The sequence below is a fragment of the Sphaerisporangium perillae genome (assembly GCF_023276435.1).
Lineage (GTDB): Bacteria > Actinomycetota > Actinomycetes > Streptosporangiales > Streptosporangiaceae > Sphaerisporangium > Sphaerisporangium perillae.
Genome location: NZ_JALLPO010000020.1, coordinates 14395 through 35362 on the forward strand (window position 1 = coordinate 14395; position 20968 = coordinate 35362).

Here is a 20968-nt window from a genome sequence, read left to right on the forward strand (position 1 = left end):
CCCTCATATGGCCATATGGCGAACCGGCCGGCGGCCTGGCTCGGACCGGAGCCGCGTCATCCCAGCCAGTCCTCTTTCGGCGCCGCAGATGCGCCGCTCGCTGTCGCCGCCGCCGTACCCGTTCGAGGTGTCCACGAAGTTGATCTGACCCTCGAACACCTCGAGCATGATTGTGACCGCGCGCTCCGCGCTCATCTCGTAGCCGTAGAGCCCGGCATGCTCGCCAGCGGGCTCGTCCCGACACACAAGGGCGTCACCGCCGGCCCCGTGGCTCCCAGCGGACCAGTCCGCACGAGCACCCCGTCCTTCCGAGTCGCGTACCGCCGGCGCCCCACCCGGCGTCCGCCGGACTTTCGCCCGGCCGGAAAGAATCATTGCCTAACAGCGGACAAAACGGAATCACAGCGGCTCGTCCCTCGAAGAGCGGCCAGCGTCATCTCCTGGCTGTGGGCGTAGAGGTTGACGCCCGACGCGACGACGGCCCGCAGGGCGCGCACTGGCACGGAGAACAAAGGCGCACCCCGAGCGCCGCGTAGGGGAGCGGGAGTGGGGTGTGAAGTCGGGGGATACAGCACGATCGGGATGTTCGTGGGCGAGGAGGGCGGGCGATACTGGGCGGCATGGAGCCGGAGACGGAGAAGGCTGTTGAGTGCGACGTGACCGATCAAAAGGCTGTCAACGGCGACGTGACCGATCAAAAGGCTGTCGACGGCGACGTGACCGCTCAGAAGGTCGTCGAGGGCGACGTGGCCGGGCAGCAGGCCGTCGAGTTCGACGCGTTCGAGCGGGCCGGGTGGCGGGGCCGTAGTGAGGCGTACGGCCGAGGGGTCGCGCAGATCACCGGTCAGATTGTGGGGCCGCTCCTTGACGCGGCGCAGGTCGGTGCCGGGATCCGGGTCCTGGACATCGGCTGTGGCCCCGGCGGCGTGAGCGCGGCGGCCCTGGCCCGCGGCGCGGTCGTCACCGCCGCCGACGCCGAACCGGAGATGGTGGCGGCCACAGCCCGGCGCCTCCCGGGGATATGGGTCGAGCACGCGATCCTGCCGGTCCTCCCGTTCGAGGATGGCGAGTTCGACACGGCCGTCGGCAACCTCGTCATCAACCACGTCGGTGACCCGCCCGCCGCCGTGCGAGAGATCCGCCGGGTGGTCCGAACGGGCGGCCGGGTGGCTTTGAGCTGCTGGTTCTACCCGGCGATGCGCGCCACTGTCGTCTTCGACGAGGCGGTCGCCCTGGTGGGCCTGCCGCGCCCCGCCGACGTTCCGCAGACGGCCCCGTTCCAGGTGTACGCCCAGCCCGAGCCCTTCGCCGAGTTGCTCGCGAGTGCCGGCCTCACCCAGGTACGCGTGGAACTCCTGGAGTGGCGGCATCGGGTCGATCCGGACGCCTGGTGGACCGCCATCCTCACCGGAACGGCCCGGACCGCCGCTGTGATCGCCCGCCAGAACCCGGCCACCATCGAGCGGGTGAAGGAGGCGTACCACGAGATCCTCATTCCGTACCTGACCGGCGACGGCCACGCCGACCTCCCCGCCGCCGCCCTCATCGCCTCCGGCACCGCTTGAGCACGCCGCCTCCGGCCGACCGGCGGAGGCCGGCTCAGGTAACAGCCGCCCGACGCCAAGTCCCACGGACGTCCAGTCAGCCAAGTCAGCGGAGTCAGCCGAGTCAGCCGAGGTCGAAGCGGACGCCGGTGAGCTGCTCGGACAGGGTCCAGAGCCGTCTGGCGGTCTCGGGGTTCTTGGCCGCTTCGATGGGGACCACCAGCGTCGGATAGCCCCTGGACTCATTGCGACCATCCGGGCCGATGAACTGGCCGGTGGCAGCGTCCGGATCGGTGGCGGCGTACAGCTGGGGCAGCACCCCCATGCGGACGTCCTGCGCCGCGAGCCGGTTGCCCACCTTCATCAGCAGGTTGAGCAGGCCGGTCGGGCCGCTGGACTGGAGGTTCGTGTCCGTGTAGCCCGGGTGGGCGAGGATGCTCTTCACCGGGTTCCCGGCGGCGCGCAGCCGACGGTCCAGTTCCAGGGCGAAGAGGACGTTGGCGATCTTCGACTGGGCGTACGCCCCCATCGGCGAGTACTTGCGCTCGCTGTTGATGTCGTCGAAGTTGATGGACCCGCGCCTGTGCAAGGTCGAGCTGATGGTGACCACTCGCGCGTCTGAGCCGCTTTTCATCGTGCCGAGCAGCAGGCCGGTGAGTGCGAAATGTCCCAGGTGATTGGTCGCGAACTGCAGCTCGAACCCCTGTTTCGTCAGCGACCGCGGGCACATCATGATCCCGGCGTTGTTGACCAGCACGTCCACCGGCGTACCGTCGGCGATGACCGTCTCGGCGAAGGAGCGCACCGAGTCCAGGTCGGAGAGGTCGAGGTGGCGTAGGTCGAGCGCTGCCTCGGGCTGCTCGGCACGTAGGTCGTCCAGCGCCTGCCGGCCCTTGTCCAGGTTGCGCACCGCCATGATGACCCGCGCGCCGCGGCGGCTGAGCGCCCGGGTGGTCTCCAGGCCCAGGCCGCTGTTGGCCCCGGTCACGATGAAGGTTCTGCCGGTCTGGTCTGGAATGTTGTCCGCTGTCCAGCGTTCCACGATGATCCCTCACGTATTGGGCGGCGTCCTGCTGCCGTCACATGATATCGACGCTTTGGCAGAAACTGTCAATCATGACAGAGTCTGCCTGAGAGTGCGGTCCTTGCTGCCTCACCTCGGTATGGTGGTCGCCGTGACACCTCCAGGGCAGCCCGGACGACCATCGAGCCTCGCCGAGAGCAAGCGGAGGCTCGTGCGCGACGAACTGTCCTCGGCCGCCCTGAAACTGCTCGCGGTTCAGGGCTTCGAGAACACCACGATCGACCAGATCGTCGCCGCCGCGGGCGTGTCGCAGCGGACGTTCTTCCGGTACTTCAAGTCCAAGGAAGACGTCATCATCGAGTTCATCGGTGACCTCGGCGCCTGCCTCCGCACCGGGCTGGCCGCCCGCCCGGCGGCCGAACCGGCCGGTGTGGCCCTGCGGCACACGTTGTCGGTCTTCGTGGACGCCTACACGGCCTTCCCCGCGAAGTCGCTGTCGCTGGTCCGGCTCACGCTGGGCACCCCCGCGCTGCACGCCCGCTACCTGGAACGCAAGGCTCGGTGGCAAGCCGAACTCGCCGCCGAGCTGGGCCGCCGCGCCGCACTCGACCCGGACACCGACCTGCGTCCCGCCCTCACGGCCGCCGTCGCCCTCGACGCGTTCGACATCGCCCTGGCCCACTGGGCGGCCGGTGACGGAAAGTCCGCTCTCGCCGATCTCCTCGACGAGGCCTTCGCCCTCGTCGCCCACACGCTCACGATGATCGACCCCGAGTAGGGGCGTGTCGGGGCCGATCTCAGCCGATCTCAGCCGATCGGACGGCATCGACCGCCGGCGTCAGCCGAACCGGTCTTACACGCGGCCGGCCATCGTGCGGCAAATCAGGTGACTCAGGTGGTAGGCCCCGGTTAGCCTTCCGGTGATGTTGGTCCGCGCCTGGAGGTAGTGATGCAGCAGAGCAAGGTCACGGCCACCGCTTCGACGCGAGGGCGCGCCCGCTAGCAAGCAGGCTGACGCTCCTCGCCGCGAGGCGGTCTCCGGCCCATTGACCGCTTCCTTTGCTGAGGAGCTCTGTTTTGCGTGCCCTCCTGTCCGTGCGACTCGGCGCGGACTTCTCCAAGCTCTGGACCGCCTCGGCGGTGTCCAACGTCGGCGACGGCATCACCATGGCGGCAGGACCGCTGCTCGTCGCCGCACTCACCAACGACCCCGCGAGCGTCGCGGGAGCCGCGCTCGCCCAGCAGTTGCCTTGGGTGATCATCGCCCTGTTCAGCGGCGTCTACGTCGACCGGCTCGACCGCCGTCGTCTCGTCATTGTCGTGAACGTGCTTCGCGGCCTCGCGCTGACCGTACTGGCAGCGACGATCGCCACCTCCACCGTCTCGGTCCCGCTCATCTACATCGTGTTCTTCCTGCTCGGCGTCGGTGAGACCCTCGCTGATACGGCGTTCTCCGCGCTGATACCCGCCACGGTCGCACCGGAGCAACTGACCTCGGCCAACTCCCGGCTCACAGCCACCACCATCCTGGGCAACCAGATCCTGGCCAAGCCGCTGGGTGGGTGGCTGTTCGCGGCCGGCGCGACGCTTCCGTTCGCCGCCGACGCGCTCACCTTCCTGATCGCGGCGGCACTGACCTCAGCCGTACGCATCCCCCCGCCAGGGCCGGCCGCGGACGACGGCGCACGCATCTCCTCGCCGGAGTCCACGGCGGACGGCGGCACACGCGTCTCATCGGCGGAGCCCACGGTGGCGCGGCGCAGCGTACGTGAGGACATGCTCGCCGGGATCCGCTGGCTGTGGCGGCATCGGCTGCTCCGGACCCTCGCGATGAGCATGGGCATGGCCAACGTGGCCTTCTGCGCGCCGTTCGCGGTCTTCGCGCTCTACGCCCAGCAGCGGCTGGACCTGAACGAGGTCGGGTACGGCCTGCTGCTCACCGCGTTCGGCGCCGGCGGTCTGGCAGGCAGCGCGCTTGCCACCAGGCTGCAGGCCAGGTTCCGGGCCACGGTGCTGCTGCGCGGCGGCCTGATCGTCGAGATCGTCACCCACGCCGTACTGGCCGCCACCACGGAGCCACTGGTCGCGGCGATGATCCTGACCATCTTCAGCCTGCACAGTGTGAACTGGGGCATCATCGTGGCCACCCGGTTCCAGAGGGAGGTGCCGGACGGACTGCGCGGCCGAGTCGGCAGCGTCTACGCGTTCATCCAGGTGGGCGGTGCGGCGGCAGGTTCACTGCTGGGTGGCCTGATCGCCCAGACGGTGACGATCACCACCCCGTTCTGGGCGGCGGCAGCCGCCATGACCATTATCACGGCAATCGCTTGGCGCCCCCTGCGTACCGCCTGAACAGGGACCCCGCCGATAGGACGAGAGCCCGCCGGCGTCGAGCCGCCTCGACACCGGCGCCGGCGGGTGGACTCCAACCGCGATCGTTTACTCGAAACGGGACGGGTCTCCTGCTCCTCTGCGGAGGATCTCCGGTTCGTCCTGTGAGAAGTCGATGACCGTCGTCGGCACGGCGCCGCACTCACCGGCGTCGATCACGGCGTCCACCACGTGGTCGAGCCTTTCCTTGATCTCCCAGCCTTGTGTCATGGCGTCGGTCTCGCCGGGCAGGAGCAGGGTGCTCGACAGCAACGGTTCGCCGAGTTCGGTCAGCAACGCCTGCGCGACGACGTGATCGGGGATCCGGACGCCGACGGTCTGCTTTCTGGGGTGCATCAACCGGCGCGGCACCTCCTTCGTCGCAGGCAGGATGAACGTGTAGCTGCCGGGAGTCGCCGCCTTGATCGAGCGGAACAGCGCGTTGCTGACGTGGACGAACTGGCCGAGCTGAGCGAAGTCCTTGCACACCAGGGTGAAGTGGTGGTGGCTGTCGAGCTGGCGGATCTCCCTGATCCGGTCGATGCCCTCCTTGTTGCCCACTCGGCAGCCGAGTGCGAAGCACGAGTCGGTCGGGTACACGATCAGCCCGTCCGCACGGACGATGTCTGCCACCTGACGGAGCACCCGAGGTTGCGGGTTGTCCGGATGCACGTCGAAGTACTTTGCCATGCATGGGAGCTTAGAAGCGATCGCTCCGGCGCCACGCCCCCTGACCCGCGATCCGCGCGCTGCGCGGTTCATCGGGTACTACAACAATGGCTCCAACCAGGACTCCTACGCCGCGCTCCTGGGCGAAGGCGGCGATGGCGTTCCCTGATCTCTGGTGCACTGCGAGCGGCGTGCTCGGCAGGGCTTCAGCGGGTGGAGAGCGCCGTCACCGCGGTCGCGTACATGGTCGACTTGATCGTGCCGAGCGTGGGACGGTCCTTGCCCGCCAGCGGCCGGACCCGTTCCGCGGCGGCCTTGAGCAGGCCGGCTTCGTCCGCGACCTCGTCTACCAGCGCGAGGTCGCGGGCCTCGACGCCGCCGAAGCGCCGCCCGGTGGTCATCGAGGCGACCGCGGCGGCGGGGGTCAGCTTGGCCTGGATCAGCGCGGCCATGCCGGCGGAGAAGGGGATGTGGATGTCCACCTCGGGGAAGCAGAAGTAGCCGCGGTCGGCCCGCATGATCCGGAAATCGTGGGCGATCGCGAGCATCGCCCCGGCGCCGAACGCGTGCCCGTTGATGGCGGCGATCGTCGGGACGGGCAGGGTGAGCATCCTGGCCAGCAGGGCCTGTACGTCCGCGACATAAGGCATGAGCTGGTCGCCGTGGCCGGCGAGCCACTCCAGGGCGAGCCCGTTGGAGAAGAACTTGCCCTGCCCGACGGTGACCAGCGCGGCCGGTCCAGGGTGGTCGACGACGGTGTCCAGTAGGGAATGGACGCTCTTCATCCAGTCCGGCGAGAAACGGTTCTCCCCGTCCCCGAGGTCCAGCACGAAGACACCGTCCTCCTGACGCAGCTCCGGCATGATCAATCCTTTCCAGAAGGGACGGGCCGCTCACCCTGTGCGGAGGGGGCGGAGGGGAGGGGCGGCTCACCTTGTGGGACGGGTCGCTCACCCTGTGCGGATGGAGAGGGTTGCTCACTTTGCTGGGTGGCGGCGGGCGGGGCCGCCCGCCCAACTCGCGGGGGTGGCGGTGGGAGGCTGAGGACCGCGCGGACCGCGGCCTCCAGACGTTCCCGGCTGTCGGCCCCGATCACAACTCCGCCGTCCATGGACGGCGCGGTCAGCGCCCGGCGGAACACGGCCGTCGGCAGGTCGACCACGCACAGCGTCACCACCTCGACGCTCGCCCCGTCGGCCCGGCCCCACAGCGCCCGCGCCAGCCGGACCAGCAGTGCGACCAGCCGCTTGTCCAGCGCGAACATCGCCTCGGCCAGCTCCTGCGGCACCTCAGGGCCGAGCAGCCGGTCGCGGCGGATCTCCATGAGCATCCGCGCCGCCGCGGGCCGCCGGTCGGCGAACACCGCCGGCGCCCCGGCCGCGGCCACCACCGCCGCGACAGCCGCCTCGCGCCCGTCTTCCCGCACCGCGACGACCGGCTCGGCCTGCACCGCGTCAACCTGCTTCGCCTGCACCGCGTTGAGTGGCTCGGCCCGCACAGCGTCGGCCGGCTCGGCCTGCACTGCGTCAACCTGCTTCGCCTGCACCGCGTTGAGTGGCTCGGCCCGCACAGCGTCGGCCGGCTCGGCCTGCACTGCGTCGACCAGCTCCACCTGCAGATCCAGGAAATCGCCCGCCGCCCTGAGCCACACTCGCCCGAGCAGCGCCGGCAGCGACCCGAACGCGTGATAGATCGCGCCGTTCGACACCCCGGAGGCCGCCGCGAGCCCTCGTACCGTGAGCCGCTCCGGCCCGCCGTCGGCCACCAGCCGCTCGGCGACGTCCAGCAACCGATCGAGGTCATGAATCCGAGGCCGAGGCACCCCGCCACAATAACAGAGCACCCGCTCCATAACAGCCCCTCGCGCCGGAGCCGCCCCCGGGATCCCCGCGGCTCGCGCGGGTCACGCACGGGCGGGGGGACCGTTCACCATGGCCGCGAGCCGGGTCTGCGGACGGGTGTCACGCGTAGGCGGGCCGGGCTCCGCGGACGTTCATCATGATCGCGTATACCGACGTCGAGGCGGTCATGAAGAGCCAGTTGCGCTTGAGGCCGCCGAAGACCAGGTTGGACGTCTTCTCCGGCAGCCGCAGCTTGCCGATCAGGGTGCCGTCGGGGGCGAAGCAGTGCACCCCGTCATGCGTGGCGGCCCAGACGCGTCCGGTGTCGTCGAGCCGGATGCCGTCGAACGAGCCCGCCGTGCACTCGGCGAGCACCTTGCCGCCGGACAGCGTGCCATCGTCGTGCACGTCGAACACCCTGAGGTGCTTGCGCGGGGTGTCGACGATGTACAGCAACCGCTCATCCAGGGAGAACGCCAGCCCGTTGGGCCGTTCGAAGTCACCCGCCACGACGCGGACCTCGCCGGTGACCGGGTCCGCGCGGTAGACCTGGTCCGCGCCGATCTCGCTCTCCGCCCGGTTTCCCTCGTAGTCGCTGCTGATGCCGTACGAAGGGTCGGTGAACCAGATTGAGCCATCCGACTTCACGACCACGTCGTTGGGACTGTTGAACCGCTTGCCTTGCCAGCGGTCGGCGATCGTGGTGATCGAACCGTCGTGCTCGGTACGGGACACCCGGCGGGCGCCCTGCTCGCAGGAGACGAGCCGGCCCTGGGCGTCGAGGGTGTGGCCGTTGGTGTAGCCGGCCGGGGCGCGGAACGGCCCGACGTTGCCCGTCAGCTCGTCCCAGCGCAGCATGCGGTCATTAGGGATGTCGCTCCAGGCCAGGTAACGACCGGCCGGCACGTACACCGGCCCCTCGGCCCACCGGCAGCCCTGGTAGATGCGCTCGACCCGCTCGTCACCGCCGACCGAGGCGAAGCGTTCGTCCAGCACTTCCAGCTCGGTGGGAATGGTCTCTGTCATACCGATAGCAAAGACCACAGAACCTGATCGCGTCAAATCCCATTTTATCTTGATAATGTTCGGTAATGGACGATATCGACAGGATGCTGATCGGCCTCCTCCAAGAGGACGCCACCCAGTCGTACGCCGCGCTCGGCGCCGCCGTGGGCCTGTCGAGCGGCGCCGCCCACGAGCGCGTGAGGAAGCTGCGCGAGCGCGGAGTGATCCGGCGCACCACCGTGGACGTCGACCCGGTCGCCGTCGGCCGAGGCGTGCTGGCCTACGTGATGGTCGACGGCACCACCTGGATGGGCGACACCCGCCAAGCCCTGAGCGCCATCCCCGAAATCGAGGAGGCCCATGTCATCGCCGGCCCGGCGTCCCTCCTCATCAAGGTCAGAGCCGCCACCACCCAGGACCTCCAAGCCGTCCTGCGGAGGCTGTTCGACATCAACGGTGTGACCCGAACCCAGACCATCGTCGCCCTGGAGACCTTCTTCGAACGCCCCGTCCACATCCCCACCGGCCCGTGACGGTCGTGGTCTGATCCCGACTGTGACCGGGCGACAAGCCGCTTGACGCGTGAGCACGCGACACGGTCTGGGCTGGGGGTGCGTCAATGGAGGGCACCCGGTGCAAGAAGCGCTTCAACGGCAACGGCCCGAAGAGCTGAGCGGTCGTCGTCACACACTCCATGGCGCCGGGCGGTCCCTACAAGGGCCGCCCGGCGCCGCTTTGAGCGGAAGCCGGTGTACTCCCGGTCCGCTCTCAGTCGTGGGTTCGGTCCAGCTCCATGATCGTCGCACCGAGGACCTGGATCCCGGTGCGGATGTGATCGAGCTCGGACCACTCTTCCGGGCAGTGGCTGCGTCCGGCCTTCGACGGGACGAAGATCATCCCCATCGGGCAGAGCCGCGCCATGTGGACCGCGTCGTGGGTCGCACCGCTGGGCACCGGCTCCCACGCGATTCCTAGCGTGTCCGCCGCTCCCGAGATCGCGTCGTGCACCGCGGGGTTCGCCGGCACCCGCTCGTTGTCACGGGACCATTCGACTTCGACCTCGACTCCGTACCCTGCGGCCTTCAATCTGATCTCCTCGGTCAGCCGGCGCATCGCCGAGGAGAGCCAATCGGAGTCCACGCTGCGCATCTCGGCGTGCATGCGCACCGTGCCGGGCACCACGTTGGGCGAGCCCGGCTCAGACGACAGCCGCGAGGTCGTCGCCACACCGTGTGTCGGCGCACCGCACCCTTCCCGCCGGACCGCGAGCACCGCCTCCGCGGCCGCGACCAGCGCGTCGCGCCGGTCACCCATGGGCATGGTCCCCGCATGGTCGGGGCGCCCTGCGAAGGTCGCCAGCATCCGCTCGATCCCTGTGATAGCGGTCACCACCCCGATCGACACGCCCCGCTCTTCGAGTAGCGGTCCCTGCTCGACGTGCAGTTCCACGTAGCGGTGCAATGGCCGGGCCGCGGTCCAGCCGGAGGCGGCGAGCACACCGGAGGGATCAAGTCCGAACGCGGTGTAGCGGTCACCGAGGCGATCGCCGCGGTAGTCCCTGCGATCGAGGTGGGCGGCGGTCAGCTCGCCGGCCAGCGCACGGCTTCCCAGGCAGCTCAGGCCGAACTCGTTGGACTCCTCACCGAGGAAGTCGATCACCAGCAGGTCCCGCTCCAGGCGGATGTCGTGCTCGGCGAACTGACGTACCAGCTCCAGCGCGCCGAGTACGCCGACGATCCCATCGAAGCGACCGCCCGATTCCACCGTGTCGGTGTGCGATCCGGTGACGAGCGCCGGCGCCGCCGGGTTACGCCCATGCAGCACCCCGACGAGGTTCCCCGCGCCGTCGGGGTGCACGTCGAGACCGGCGTCGATCATCCGGGACCGCACCCACTCCCGCGATGCACGGTAGGGCTCGGAGAACACCGTTCTGGTCCATCCGCCGCTCTCCGGATCGCGGATCCGCGCCAGGTCGAGCAGGTCGCGCTCGACCCGTTCCGGCACCGGAGCCAGCGCTTCGGATTTAGACGACATTCGCTCGTTCCTCATTCCCCAATTGCGACGTGGTCGGCCGACGGGTTGTCACAACGTCGACCGGGCCAAGAAGCGGCCGCGTCCCTCTGACCCGATGTACTTCCCGCCCCGCGCGACCAGCTCTCCGCGCGCGTAGACGGCGTCGATGGCACCGGGCAGCGTCCAGCCCTCGTAGGGCGTGTAGTCCATCCGCTGGTTCTGAGTCTGCGCGGAGATCGTCGTGGTGCCGTTCGGGTCGAGGATCACGATGTCGGCGTCGGCTCCGCTGACGATGGCTCCCTTGCTCGGGAACAGCCCGAACTGGCGGGCGGGAGCGGTGGCGATCAGGTCGACGAACTTCTCCAGCGAGATCCGTCCCTTCTGGACCCCTTCGGCGTACATGACGATGAACCGGTGTTCGACGCCCGGCCCGCCGTTGGGAATCGCCCGGAAGTCGTTCTCGCCCAGGCGCCGCTTCTCCTCCAGGCAGAACGGGCAGTGGTCGGAGCTGACGACCCCAAGGGTTCCCGCGCGCAGCCCGCGCCACAGTGCATCACGATGCTCCTTGGTACGCAGCGGGGGCGTCAGCACCACCTTGGCGGATTCGAATCCCGGGGCGTCGTAGAGCGACCGGTCCAGGGTGAGGTAGTGCGTACAGGTCTCGCCCGCGACCGCCCAGTCCTTCGCCCGCGCCTCGGCGACGGCCTCGACGGCGCCCTCGGTGGACAGATGCACGAAGTAGAGGGGAGAGTCGGCCATACGGGCGATCTGGATGGCTCGCCGCACCGCCTCGACCTCGGTCGACGGCGGACGCGACACCTCGTGCGACCCGGGCCCGGTACGGCCGGCGGCGACCAGATCGGCGGCCAGCCGGTCGATGACATCGCCGTTCTCTGCGTGCACGCACACCTGGCCGCCCACGGCGCTGGAGCTGCGTAGTACTTCGAACAGCGCGCCGTCGTGCAGCATGAGGCTTCCGCGGTAGGCCATGAAGACCTTGAAACTGGTGACCCCGGATTGCATGATCTCGGCGAACTCGTCCGTCGCGCCCTCGTACAGGTCGGTGACGCACATGTGGAAGCCGTAGTCGATGACTGCCTTGCCCTGTGCCTTCGCCCGATGGTTCTCCAGCGACTGCAGCAACTTCTCCCCTGGCGCCTGCATCGCGAAGTCGACCAGCGTGGTCGTCCCCCCACATGCGGCTGCTCGGGTTCCGGTGGCGAAGTCGTCCGAGGTGGTCGTGCCCATCATCGGCGAGTCGAGATGGGTGTGCACGTCCACGCCACCGGGTAGCAGCAGCCGACCCGTGCAGTCCACTCGTTCGACATCCGTGAGGGTCAATCCCGAGAGGTTTCCGACCGCCTCGATTTTCCCGTCGCGCACCAGCACGTCCGCATCGACGGTCCCGCCGGTGTTCACCACGCGACCACCGGTCAGCATCAGGTACGTCATCTCGAAGCCTCCTTGTCCATGAGTTCGATCATTAATCAGTTGTCAGTCGGCCGCGGGCACCGGATCGGCGGACCGATGGCGCTCCGCGACGGGCTCCGCCGCCCGCGCCGCCGCGTCCGGCCGAAGGCGGTCCCTCCACACGCCACTGTCGCGGCGAGGGCCGAGGTCTTCGTTGAACAATCGGGGGGTGGGGGGGCAGGCTCTGCCAGAGATCAAGATCTTCCTGAGCACGTGGAAGGCCGAGATCAGGCCCGCTTCGCCGGTCAACGCGTTCGGCGTTCTCGGCGGAATCGGGACGGCTCTGAGGTGAGGTGCCACCTTGGGACCGTCCGACATGGCGTCGGCCTATGCGGGCGCTCGCCGTAAGATCGGATTCGCCGAGCAACCCAAACGTTTGCGCTTGATTATGGACAAACGTTTGCGTCCAGGTCAATGGCACGTTGTGATGGTGTTGCGCGGCAGGCCGCGCTCGTGTTGTCACCGGGGTCACGGCACGAGGGGTCAGCGCTGTCCAGCCTCCCCCCGAAATCGGGCAGACTCATCACATGCCTGTCTCCAAGCATCCCTCTCGCACGGGCCCGGTGACTTTGGCGTCAATCGCTGCCCACGCAGGCGTGCACCTCTCAACCGTGTCGCGTGCCCTGAGCGCGCAGCCGGACGGGGTCGGGCCGGAGACGGTGGAGCGGATCCGCACACTCGCTCACGAGCTGGGGTACCGGCGTGACGCCGCCGCGCACACGCTCCGCACGGGCCGGACGCGGATGATCGGCGTGCTGGTCCCGCGTCTCACCGATGTCGCGCTCGCCACCATCTACGAGGGGATAGACCAGGCGGCTACGCGGGCCGGGTACAACACCGTCGTCGCCAACACCCGTGACGACGTCGAACTCCAGCGCTCGTGCCTGGACCTGCTGCTCTCACGACGGGTCGACGGGCTGATCCTCGGCGACTCCCGGACCGGCTCCAACCTGATTCCTGAGCTTCAGCGCACCCAGGTGCCGTTCGTCCTGGTCATGCGACGCCTCCCCGGTCAGATATCGATCACGACCGACGACGTCGAAGGCGGCCGGCTGGCCGCGGAGCACCTCCTGGAGCTCGGGCACAAGCGCGTCGGTGTGGTTGCCGGCGATCCCTCGGCCAGCACAGGGGCGGAGCGCACTCGCGGGTTCAGAGACACCTTCGCCAAGGCCGGGTTCCCGATACCCGACGAGTACGTCATCGACTCCGACTTCCACGTACGGGGAGGCCGCCGAGCCGCCGAACGCATCCTGCGGCTTCCCGTGCGTCCGAGCGCGATCTTCGCCATCAACGACTTCACCGCGATCGGTGTGATGGGTGCTGTCCGCGACGCCGGCCTGCAGGTGGGCTCGGAGATGGCCGTCGTCGGCTACAACGACCTCGACCTGGCAGAGCAGCTACCGGTCGGTTTGACCTCGGTGCGCTCGCCGCTGACCGAAATGGGCGAGCTGAGCGTGCACACCCTGCTGGACATGCTGCAGGGCAAGAAGGTCCGCTCCCGGCGCCTACGTCCGGTGCTGATGGCCCGGGCATCGACACTCAACTCACGCTGACCCCAGGGGAAGCCCGCGCCTGGCAGTACACCTCTATCGCGGAGAATGATCGCCTTTGCCCCAGGTAATCGCCTTTTTGGAGGGCTTCGAGGAGGCTGAATCCGAAGGCCGAGAGGGCGCGACTGTCGGAGCTGACGACGCCACGCGAGACGGCCAGCAGGCCTTCGTGATACGCGTTGCCCACGCCCTGCGCCAGACGCCAGACGGAGATCTGTCGGCAGACCTCGCTGAATGGGATCGCCTGTGCGGGTCGCGCCAGGCGGACATCAGGAAACCGTGGTGGCAGGGAGTTCGGCGTGAAACCGCCAAGGTTGTTGGCAGCGAGCCAGACAATGCCACCGGTCACCGTGAGCATCGCCGTGATGACGCACACGAGGAGAGCACTCGCGAAGCTCCCCATACGTAGTAGCGGTCCTGGTGCCTGGAGATCGTCAGGCCAGTGATGGCGGTACCGGCGTACGAGGCGCAGGCTCGTACGGATCCCGGCACCGATGGCGACGGCGATCACTCCTCCGAACAGTGCCATCGACACGTGTGTGAGAAAGTGCACCCCCAGCACGTTGGCGATTGGTAAGGGCGTGCATATTCCGGTGCCTGTCTGGCACGCGCGAATGAGCGCGCGGCCCAAGAAGACCAGGACGAGGACGCTCCCGCTGAGGTATGCCGTCAGCAGCCCATAGATCGGGCCGAGGCCTGCGCTGCCTGGGCGATCGCTCATCACCGTGGTCACCAGGGCGGCGATGGCGGCCACCATCGCGACGAGCGTCACCCCCACCCACACCCTGCCTTGGGACTCTGCCTGAAGATCGGGAAAGAGGCTGAGGCCGAACGACTGAACCGTCGGCAGCAGCCCAGCGGGCAGGACGAGATCGGCGACCAGGCTGAGCAGGAAAACGGCCGACACAGGGATCAGTACCGCTCCCCGGGGCCGCCGGGACCCGGGAAGCGGAGCGCGCGTCGCACGCAGCCGGGCGCTGAGTGGGAAGAGCACCGCGACGATGAACGGGAGCAGCACGACGATCTCGAACAGGCTCGTCACCGTCTGGAAGAACAGCTGGTACCCCGGACTGCCGAGGGCCACGACGTTCAGAGCCGCCGACCAGCTGCCGAGTAGAGCGCCGAAGAACAGGCCGCCCAGCGGCACGGCCAGCAGGAGAGGACGCCGGGCGACGGCGACGACCGGCAGCCACGCGGCCGCGGTGACCGCGCTCCAGCGGCAGAAAGCAACGCAGATGACCGCTAACAGAGCCGCCGCAGCCGCCGCGAGTCGCCAATCCCGTAGGACCAGCGCGGCCAGACTCCCCTCCGTGGTGGAGAACGTGGCGCCGAATCCGAGCAGCAGGCCCAGGGCGAGGACCAGTCCTGGCCTTATGCCGTTCGGCACGCCGCCGCGCAGGCTGAGCGCGAGCAGCGTGGCCCGCCACATCATCGTCCCCACGACCGCGGCCACCAGCAGCCCTACGACGAACCCGCCCAGCAATTGTCCGTAGCGTCCCTCGCCGCCGAGTGCGTACGTCGTAAAGCCCACCAGGTACGGGTAGGCGAGCCCTGCGGAGACGCCGGTGGCCAGCGTATCGATCAGGCTCACCCGGAGAAGCAGGTCGGGCTCCTCGACGACCTGCTGCCGCAACCTGGTCGGGGGGTGCCAGAGCAGGAGACGCCGCCACCCTTCCTGACCCACACCGAACGCGGCGACGAGAAACGCCGGGTCCCCCGCGGCCCGGTTGACCTGGGCCGCTCGTACGTCGGCATAGTGCTCACGGGAGCGTCCGATTCCGACGGAGATCACCAGCACGATGAGGAGTGCCGGCACCAGCGGGATCCCCTGCCTGAGAATCAGAGCGGGGACTTCGATGAGCAGGATGACCGCTGCGGCGATCGTGATGGCGAGGAAGACCCACCAGGAGACGAGCGCGAGCGAAGTGATGTCGAGGTCGCGATTGCGGATGTGCGCCAACTCGTGCCGCAGGATCGCGCGAAGCCGGGGACCCGACTGCGGATACTCACGCACCAGGCCGACGCTCAGCCGGATCCGGTTGGAGGAGAACCGTCCGAACGCGCGACCGGCCACCCCTCCGTCGTACGCGTCGATGAGGATCCCCGGCCGACGGCGGCCTCCGCCTTCGGCGACCAGGTGATCGATCTCGGCTGACGCCTCGGGATAGGTTCCGGCCGGCAGAGGCAGCAACTTCTGGCGGCGGACGGTCAGCCAGGGCTTGACCGCATGCCCGAGCACGACGACGGCCAGGAACGTTCCAGCCACGAGGACGGCGAAGAGAGCCCTGCTGAACTGCGCGTGTGTGTAGCAGTCCAGGTAGGCGCCGGTCACCTGCGCGGCGGGCGTGCTGGCGGCGATGTCGTCGGCCCAGGTGGCGCACGCCCGCTGGATCTCTCCCCAGGAGACCATTCCGTCCGCGAGGTGCATCGCCGTGGTGATCGTCAGACCGATCAGCAGGATGAACCGGGTGGTGGTCGCCGAGGGCAGCGCGAACGGGTCGGGCCTCATCGCGGTGCGACCCAGTGGCCGGCGACCGCATTGGCGATCTTCGGGGCGGTCTCCTCGTCGGCGCCGTGCCGAATCGCGGACTGATGGGCATGGACAAGGAGGGCCGCTCTCTGCTCCGGAGGGTACGGGGGAAGCGGCTGGTCACCTCGTTGCCGCCGGAACCGGGCTTTCAGCCTCGTTCCCAGGGATCGCCCCGATGCCAGCAGCAGGTCCTTGCTCAGATCGGTGATGACCGCCACCACGATGCCGCTCAGGATCGGCGCCGCAGTCGCCCATGCGGACGCATTCGGCTCGTTGCGGCCGTCCCGTGCGCGGCGGGCGGCCCTGGGATGGGCCAGATGAGCCTGAGCGACGAGGTCGAAGTCCCGAAGCTCGTCGGGAGCCAACTCGGCGACGACCTCACGGGCAAGGTCGATAGCGGTCTGGGGCACAGTGCCTCCGACGGAGAGGTGATCCGAACGTGCGCCCCGATGCCGCCCAGCGTAACCTCCAAGGAATCTCCATGGCCCCTGTCGGCAAGAGTTTCCCGGTACACCACGGGGCGTGCGGAGTAGCACCGTTCAGCCGTACGGTCGATTGGCTGAGAGGCGTTACGTACGCCCATGACGCGGAGGAGCAGGAATGAGCGCTTCAGGTCTGTCGACGGTACGGCTCGGACGGATGCGCGAGGTGCTGACCGGGCATGTCGCACGCGGCGACCTGCCGGGCCTGGTCGCCCTGGTGGCTCGGCGCGGCGAGGTGCACGTGGAGGCGATCGGCACGAGTGAGGCCGGCGGCGACGGTGGGCCGATGCGCCGCGACGCGATCTTCCGCATCGCCTCGGTCACCAAGCCGGTCACGGCGGCGGCGGCGATGATCCTGGTGGAGGAGTGCCGGCTGCGGCTGGACGACCCGGTGGACGAGTTGCTGCCCGAACTGGCCGACCGCAAGGTCCTGAGGCGCCCAGACGGGCCGCTCGACGACACGGTTCCGGCACATCGGCCGATCACCCTGCGCGATCTGCTGACGTACCGGATGGGCCTCGGCGCGGTGATGGCGCCGCCCGGGGCGTACCCGATCCAGCGGGCGATGAACGAGGCCGGGCTGTCGCCTGGCCCGGAGGCCGCACCGATCGAGCCCGATGAGTGGATGAAGCGGCTCGGTGACCTGCCGCTGGTCCACCAGCCGGGGGAGAAGTGGATGTACCACACCGGCTCCGACGTCCTGGGAGTGCTCATGGCCCGGGCCATCGGGCGGCCGCTGGAGGAGTTCCTGAAGGAGCGACTCTTCGGACCGCTCGGCATGAAGGACACCGGATTCCACGTCCCCACCGACAAACTGGACCGGCTGACCGCCTCCTACCGGCCCGATCCCGGGACGGGGGCGCTCATACTCGACGACGACCCCCACCAGACCCGATGGGACCGGCCGCCGGCCTTCCCGTCCGCGGCCGGGGGACTGGTCTCTACCGCCGACGACCTGCTGGCCTTCTGCACGATGATGCTGAACAAGGGGCGGTACGGCGGGGAACGCATCCTGTCCAGGCCATCGGTCGAGCTGATGACCACCGACCAGCTCACCGAGGAGCAGAAGGCGGAGAACGCCGTGTTCTTCGGAGGCGGAAGCGGCTGGGGACTTGGGGTCAACGTCGTCACCCGGCGGAGCGACCTCGCGGCCGGCCCCGGAGGGTTCGGCTGGAACGGCGGCACGGGTACCTCCGTCTACACCGACCCGGCCGAGGAACTGATCGGGATCCTGCTGACCCAACGGCACATGACCTCCCCGATGGCCCCTGCCGTCTTCCGCGACTTCTGGACCTGCGCCTACCAGGCCATCGACGACTGAGCGGAGCCAACCCTCCCGAACGCCCCCTCCACATTCCCGCCCCGACCAGTGGATGACCCCGCGCTTCAAGAACGTCACGGTCGTCCGCTGCCGGCCGCCTACCCGTCGGCGTTCGCGTCGAGGAGCAGGGTGTCCAGACCGCGCACCAGGCCGGTGCGACCGCTCACCGCCCGAATGGCGAGCAGGGTGCCGGCCACGTACGGCGTCGGTGTGGACCCGGCGTCATGCCGGATGACGAGGCGCTCATCCGGAAGCGCGAAGACGACCTCGGTGGACACGACGAAGCTGGGCAGCCGCAGCGAGTGCACCTGGGTGCCCGCCACCGTGGCGCCACGGGCTTCGACGTACCCGCTCGTCTCGCCGATGGGGACCTGAGGGGCGGGCACGTTCACCTCGGCGAGGCGCTCGGCCAGCTCGCGAGCCGTTCCACTGGGCGCGTCGGGCTTGCCCGCCGAGGCGTAGTCGATGATCTCCCTGTTCGGGAGGTGCCGGGCCACGAGGAGGGCGGCGGCCTGGGCCATCGCCGCCGTGATGGAGAAGTTTCCGGCCGCCACGACCCCGACGCCGGCTTCCCGCGCCGCGGAGTCGATGCCCGCGAAATCCTCCGCGCTCAGGCCGGAGGCGCCGATGATGACGGACACGCCGCGCGCGATGGCGGCCAGCGTGTTGCCGAGAATCGCGTCGTGCGAGGTGTAGTCGACCAGCACGTCCACCCCGTCCAGCGCATCGGCGACGCGGCCGAACACCGGGACGCCGTTCGGATCGCCATGCCAGACCTCCCCGAGGTCCCGCCCGGCGGCCGACCGGCTCACCGCCGAACGCAACTCCAGGTCGTCCGAACCGAGAACGGCCTCGGCCACCGGCCGCCCGGTCCAACCGGTCGCCCCGGCCACACAGATGGAAAGCATGAGAGACTCCTCCGGTTCGGCGACCACGATCAGCCCGTGGTCAGTGCGGTCACCATGATCCCGTACATGGTCGACTTGATCGCGGCGAGGGTGGCGCGGTCCCATGGACGGCATGTTCTTCCCACGCCGCACGGTTCATGGGCGAGGAGGCGTACGGCCTCGGCCAGGTGACGGCGTACAGTCCGTATGTACGCCGGGTCGGCAACCGCAGCCTGGCTGCGTTCAAGGTGATGCGATGAAGTGCAACTGGGCGTGGGGGCCGTGCAGGCGCCGCAGTTCGCGGAGCGTGTCGACGGTGATAAAGATTCGTCCGTGAGGCGATGGAACGTGTGCGCCAGGCCGCCGTCGCGGAGCAGGACTTCGAGCGCAACGGCTTCATCATGCATGTGGGGACAGCCAGATCGACCACCTGGACGAGGAGATCAACCTGTCGTGTCGTTCGTCGAACTCGTCCCGCCGGCCAGCGGATAACGCTGATGTGCGCCGACCCCGCCCGCCCGCCCGAGACGGTCCTGCGCGTCGCCCTGTTCGTCCTCTACACCGAGAAGATGACCGAATGCAGGGCCTTCTACGAACAGCTGGGCCTACGGTTCGAGACCGAGAAGCACGGTTCCGGTCCCGAGCACTTCGCCGCCGTGTTCCCTGACGGCTGCGTCTTCGAGATCTACCCGGCCACCGCGGGGAAGGTGACAGGCGCCGTGCGGCTGGGGTTCGCAGGGTCAGGCGCGTCGTTGACCCCGCCGCTGGACCCGGGCCGCCACCTACTCAAAGACCCCGACGGCCGTACCGTAGAGATCTCAGCGAAATGACCCGCCATGCGATCGCCCTGCTGACCGCAGTGTCCTCCGGTTCCGGCAGTGGACGGCTTGGTCTGTCAGCCGGCGGATCGAACGCTCATCCGTCGGCTCGGCTGAACCCTCTTGTAGTCACGGCGGTATGAAGCCAAGGCAGCAGCGCGCCGCCGAGAGTCGCCGCGCTTGGGGGTCGCCATTCCGGTGCCGGACGAATAGCCTGATTTCGTGACTGAGCGACGCGCCGGTGAAATCCACGGGGCTCTGCGAGCCTCAGACGCGGACCGTGAAGCGGTGTCGGACCGGCTGCGTGTGGCCGCCGGTGACGGCCGGATCACCCTGGAGGAGCTGGAAGAGCGACTCGAGGCCGCGTACGCAGCCAAGACCTACGCTGAGCTTGACACGCTGGTCGTGGATCTTCCGCAAGGTCGGTCGGTGGTGCCCGATGCGCAGCCGTTGGTTCTTGAGACCCGTTCGGGGACGATCAAGCAGGTGGGGCGCTGGATTGTGCCCGAGTGGATCACAGCCAAGGTGACGATGGGCAATATCACGATCGACTTCACCGAGGCGGTGTGCCGTCATCGGGAGGTGCGCCTGGAGGCCACCTGCGGGTCGGGCCGGATCGTCGTCATCGTGCCGCGCGGCTGGATCGCCGTCGCCGACGGGCTCGTCACGGGGATGGGCCATGTGATCAACCAGGCGAACGACCCTGCCGACACGGAAGTGGCGACGACGCTGCGAGTGAGCGGCAAGGTCGGCATGGGTCGCATCAAGATCAAGTACTCCCGCCGCTGACAAGCCGGACTGAAGTCTCCATCGAGCCGGGGCGGTTCAGCTGCCGCCTTTTCCCCTGCATGGTGGCCGGTCTCAGAGTGATCGACGATCAGGCCGAATCTCTGAGTCGCGAATTGGCGGCCTCAAGATCGAGTGCCCAGGCTCTGACAGTCTCCAGATGCTCCTGCTGAAGGCCGACCTTCGGATCCGGCTGGACGAGAAGCGTAGGGATTCCCGACAATGCACGGGCTACCGCCCATGTGTGGTCGAGGGAGGTGAAGTCGTCGTCGATCCAGGCGGCAGGAGCCGTGCCGAGGAAAAGCTCGACCGGGTCTCGTTTCCAGAGGTAACCGTTTGGGTGGCTCGTTGTGATCTTTGGTCGCCCGAGTTCGACGTGTGGGAACGCGGGTAACCCGAGCGCGGGACCGATCAGGATGCTCGCATCGCCGCGCCAGCTGGTGCACCAGACAGGAGCAAGCGGCACCTCAGCGAGCAAGCCCAGGAGCATCGGGCCGTGAGTGCGGTTCAGCCAGATCGGGACCGGCTTGGCGGGATCGTAGCCGGTGGGGACGACGAGGTGACGGGTGTGGGTCTCAGGGCCGTGGCCCGCGCTGTCGGGGAACGGGATGAGGACGCCGTCGATGTCGATGAGCAGGAACGCGACGGACATGGAGAA

At 68.7% G+C, this 20968-nt stretch carries 20 protein-coding genes; 8 read left to right on the forward strand and 12 right to left on the reverse strand.

The annotated features are described in order from the left end of the window. Positions 1 to 3: 3 nt before the first annotated feature. Entirely contained in the window at positions 4 to 195 is a 192-nt protein-coding gene (locus MYF83_RS20265; RefSeq protein WP_248962046.1) for a hypothetical protein, read from the reverse strand. A 461-nt stretch (positions 196 to 656) separates the two neighbouring features. Here MYF83_RS20265 and MYF83_RS20270 point away from each other — a divergent pair, with 461 nt between their 5' ends. Further along, entirely contained in the window at positions 657 to 1565 is a 909-nt protein-coding gene (locus MYF83_RS20270; RefSeq protein WP_248962047.1) for a class I SAM-dependent methyltransferase, read from the forward strand. Positions 1566 to 1668: 103 nt separating this feature from the next. Here MYF83_RS20270 and MYF83_RS20275 read toward each other — a convergent pair whose 3' ends face one another. After that, entirely contained in the window at positions 1669 to 2586 is a 918-nt protein-coding gene (locus tag MYF83_RS20275; protein ID WP_248962048.1) for an oxidoreductase, read from the reverse strand. 133 nt (positions 2587 to 2719) lie between these two features. On the opposite strand from MYF83_RS20275, the gene MYF83_RS20280 reads away from it, so the two are divergent. Both MYF83_RS20280 and MYF83_RS20285 read left to right on the forward strand, forming a co-directional pair. Further along, positions 2720 to 3346 carry a TetR family transcriptional regulator gene (locus MYF83_RS20280; RefSeq protein WP_248962049.1) on the forward strand — a complete coding sequence of 209 codons (627 nt, stop codon included), beginning with the start codon at positions 2720 to 2722 and terminating at the stop codon, positions 3344 to 3346. Positions 3347 to 3645: 299 nt separating this feature from the next. Further along, on the forward strand, positions 3646 to 4920 hold the full coding sequence (locus MYF83_RS20285; protein WP_248962050.1) for an MFS transporter: 1275 nt from the start codon (positions 3646 to 3648) through the stop codon (positions 4918 to 4920). A gap of 87 nt (positions 4921 to 5007) precedes the next feature. Here the strand turns inward: MYF83_RS20285 and MYF83_RS20290 are convergent, their stop codons facing one another. The 4 genes from MYF83_RS20290 to MYF83_RS20305 form a co-directional block, all read right to left on the reverse strand. After that, positions 5008 to 5628 (reverse strand): L-threonylcarbamoyladenylate synthase, encoded by a 621-nt coding sequence (locus MYF83_RS20290; protein WP_248962051.1) that lies wholly within the window; start codon positions 5626 to 5628, stop codon positions 5008 to 5010. Between the two features lie 185 nt (positions 5629 to 5813). Continuing rightward, the gene (locus tag MYF83_RS20295) at positions 5814 to 6470 is read right to left on the reverse strand and encodes an enoyl-CoA hydratase-related protein (protein WP_248962052.1); all 657 of its coding nucleotides are present in this window, start codon (positions 6468 to 6470) and stop codon (positions 5814 to 5816) included. A 2-nt stretch (positions 6471 to 6472) separates the two neighbouring features. Next, entirely contained in the window at positions 6473 to 7396 is a 924-nt protein-coding gene (locus MYF83_RS20300) for a helix-turn-helix domain-containing protein (protein ID WP_248962053.1), read from the reverse strand. 172 nt (positions 7397 to 7568) lie between these two features. Continuing rightward, positions 7569 to 8474: an SMP-30/gluconolactonase/LRE family protein gene (locus MYF83_RS20305; RefSeq protein WP_248962054.1), complete on the reverse strand. Its 906-nt coding sequence runs from the start codon at positions 8472 to 8474 to the stop codon at positions 7569 to 7571. Between the two features lie 65 nt (positions 8475 to 8539). Between MYF83_RS20305 and MYF83_RS20310 the strand changes: the two genes are divergently transcribed. Next, complete coding sequence (locus tag MYF83_RS20310) at positions 8540 to 8986, forward strand: Lrp/AsnC family transcriptional regulator (RefSeq protein WP_248962055.1); 447 nt, start codon at positions 8540 to 8542, stop codon at positions 8984 to 8986. Between the two features lie 235 nt (positions 8987 to 9221). Here MYF83_RS20310 and MYF83_RS20315 read toward each other — a convergent pair whose 3' ends face one another. Next, positions 9222 to 10487, reverse strand: coding sequence for a M20 family metallo-hydrolase (locus tag MYF83_RS20315; RefSeq protein ID WP_248962056.1), 1266 nt, complete (start codon positions 10485 to 10487; stop codon positions 9222 to 9224). Between the two features lie 48 nt (positions 10488 to 10535). Beyond that, on the reverse strand, positions 10536 to 11918 hold the full coding sequence (gene hydA, locus MYF83_RS20320; RefSeq protein ID WP_248962057.1) for a dihydropyrimidinase: 1383 nt from the start codon (positions 11916 to 11918) through the stop codon (positions 10536 to 10538). 545 nt (positions 11919 to 12463) lie between these two features. Between hydA and MYF83_RS20325 the strand changes: the two genes are divergently transcribed. Further along, positions 12464 to 13489, forward strand: coding sequence for a LacI family DNA-binding transcriptional regulator (locus MYF83_RS20325; RefSeq protein WP_279339810.1), 1026 nt, complete (start codon positions 12464 to 12466; stop codon positions 13487 to 13489). Here MYF83_RS20325 and MYF83_RS20330 read toward each other — a convergent pair. Beyond that, positions 13476 to 15995: a M48 family metalloprotease gene (locus MYF83_RS20330; RefSeq protein ID WP_248962060.1), complete on the reverse strand. Its 2520-nt coding sequence runs from the start codon at positions 15993 to 15995 to the stop codon at positions 13476 to 13478. The genes MYF83_RS20325 and MYF83_RS20330 overlap by 14 nt on opposite strands. Next, the gene (locus tag MYF83_RS20335) at positions 15992 to 16426 is read right to left on the reverse strand and encodes a hypothetical protein (protein ID WP_248962062.1); all 435 of its coding nucleotides are present in this window, start codon (positions 16424 to 16426) and stop codon (positions 15992 to 15994) included. Before MYF83_RS20335 ends, MYF83_RS20330 begins: the two co-directional genes overlap by 4 nt. A gap of 190 nt (positions 16427 to 16616) precedes the next feature. Between MYF83_RS20335 and MYF83_RS20340 the strand changes: the two genes are divergently transcribed. Continuing rightward, positions 16617 to 17819: a serine hydrolase domain-containing protein gene (locus MYF83_RS20340; protein ID WP_248962064.1), complete on the forward strand. Its 1203-nt coding sequence runs from the start codon at positions 16617 to 16619 to the stop codon at positions 17817 to 17819. 98 nt (positions 17820 to 17917) lie between these two features. On the opposite strand, the gene dapB is transcribed toward MYF83_RS20340, so the two are convergent. Further along, a complete protein-coding gene (gene dapB / locus MYF83_RS20345; protein ID WP_248962068.1) occupies positions 17918 to 18727 on the reverse strand; it encodes a 4-hydroxy-tetrahydrodipicolinate reductase in 810 nt (269 codons plus the stop codon). A 476-nt stretch (positions 18728 to 19203) separates the two neighbouring features. Here dapB and MYF83_RS20350 point away from each other — a divergent pair, with 476 nt between their 5' ends. Beyond that, the gene (locus tag MYF83_RS20350; RefSeq protein ID WP_248962069.1) at positions 19204 to 19536 is read left to right on the forward strand and encodes a VOC family protein; all 333 of its coding nucleotides are present in this window, start codon (positions 19204 to 19206) and stop codon (positions 19534 to 19536) included. A gap of 210 nt (positions 19537 to 19746) precedes the next feature. Beyond that, positions 19747 to 20313 (forward strand): DUF1707 SHOCT-like domain-containing protein, encoded by a 567-nt coding sequence (locus MYF83_RS20355; protein ID WP_308201478.1) that lies wholly within the window; start codon positions 19747 to 19749, stop codon positions 20311 to 20313. 88 nt (positions 20314 to 20401) lie between these two features. Here the strand turns inward: MYF83_RS20355 and MYF83_RS20360 are convergent, their stop codons facing one another. After that, positions 20402 to 20962, reverse strand: coding sequence for an HAD domain-containing protein (locus MYF83_RS20360; protein WP_248962071.1), 561 nt, complete (start codon positions 20960 to 20962; stop codon positions 20402 to 20404). Between the last annotated feature and the right edge of the window lie 6 nt (positions 20963 to 20968).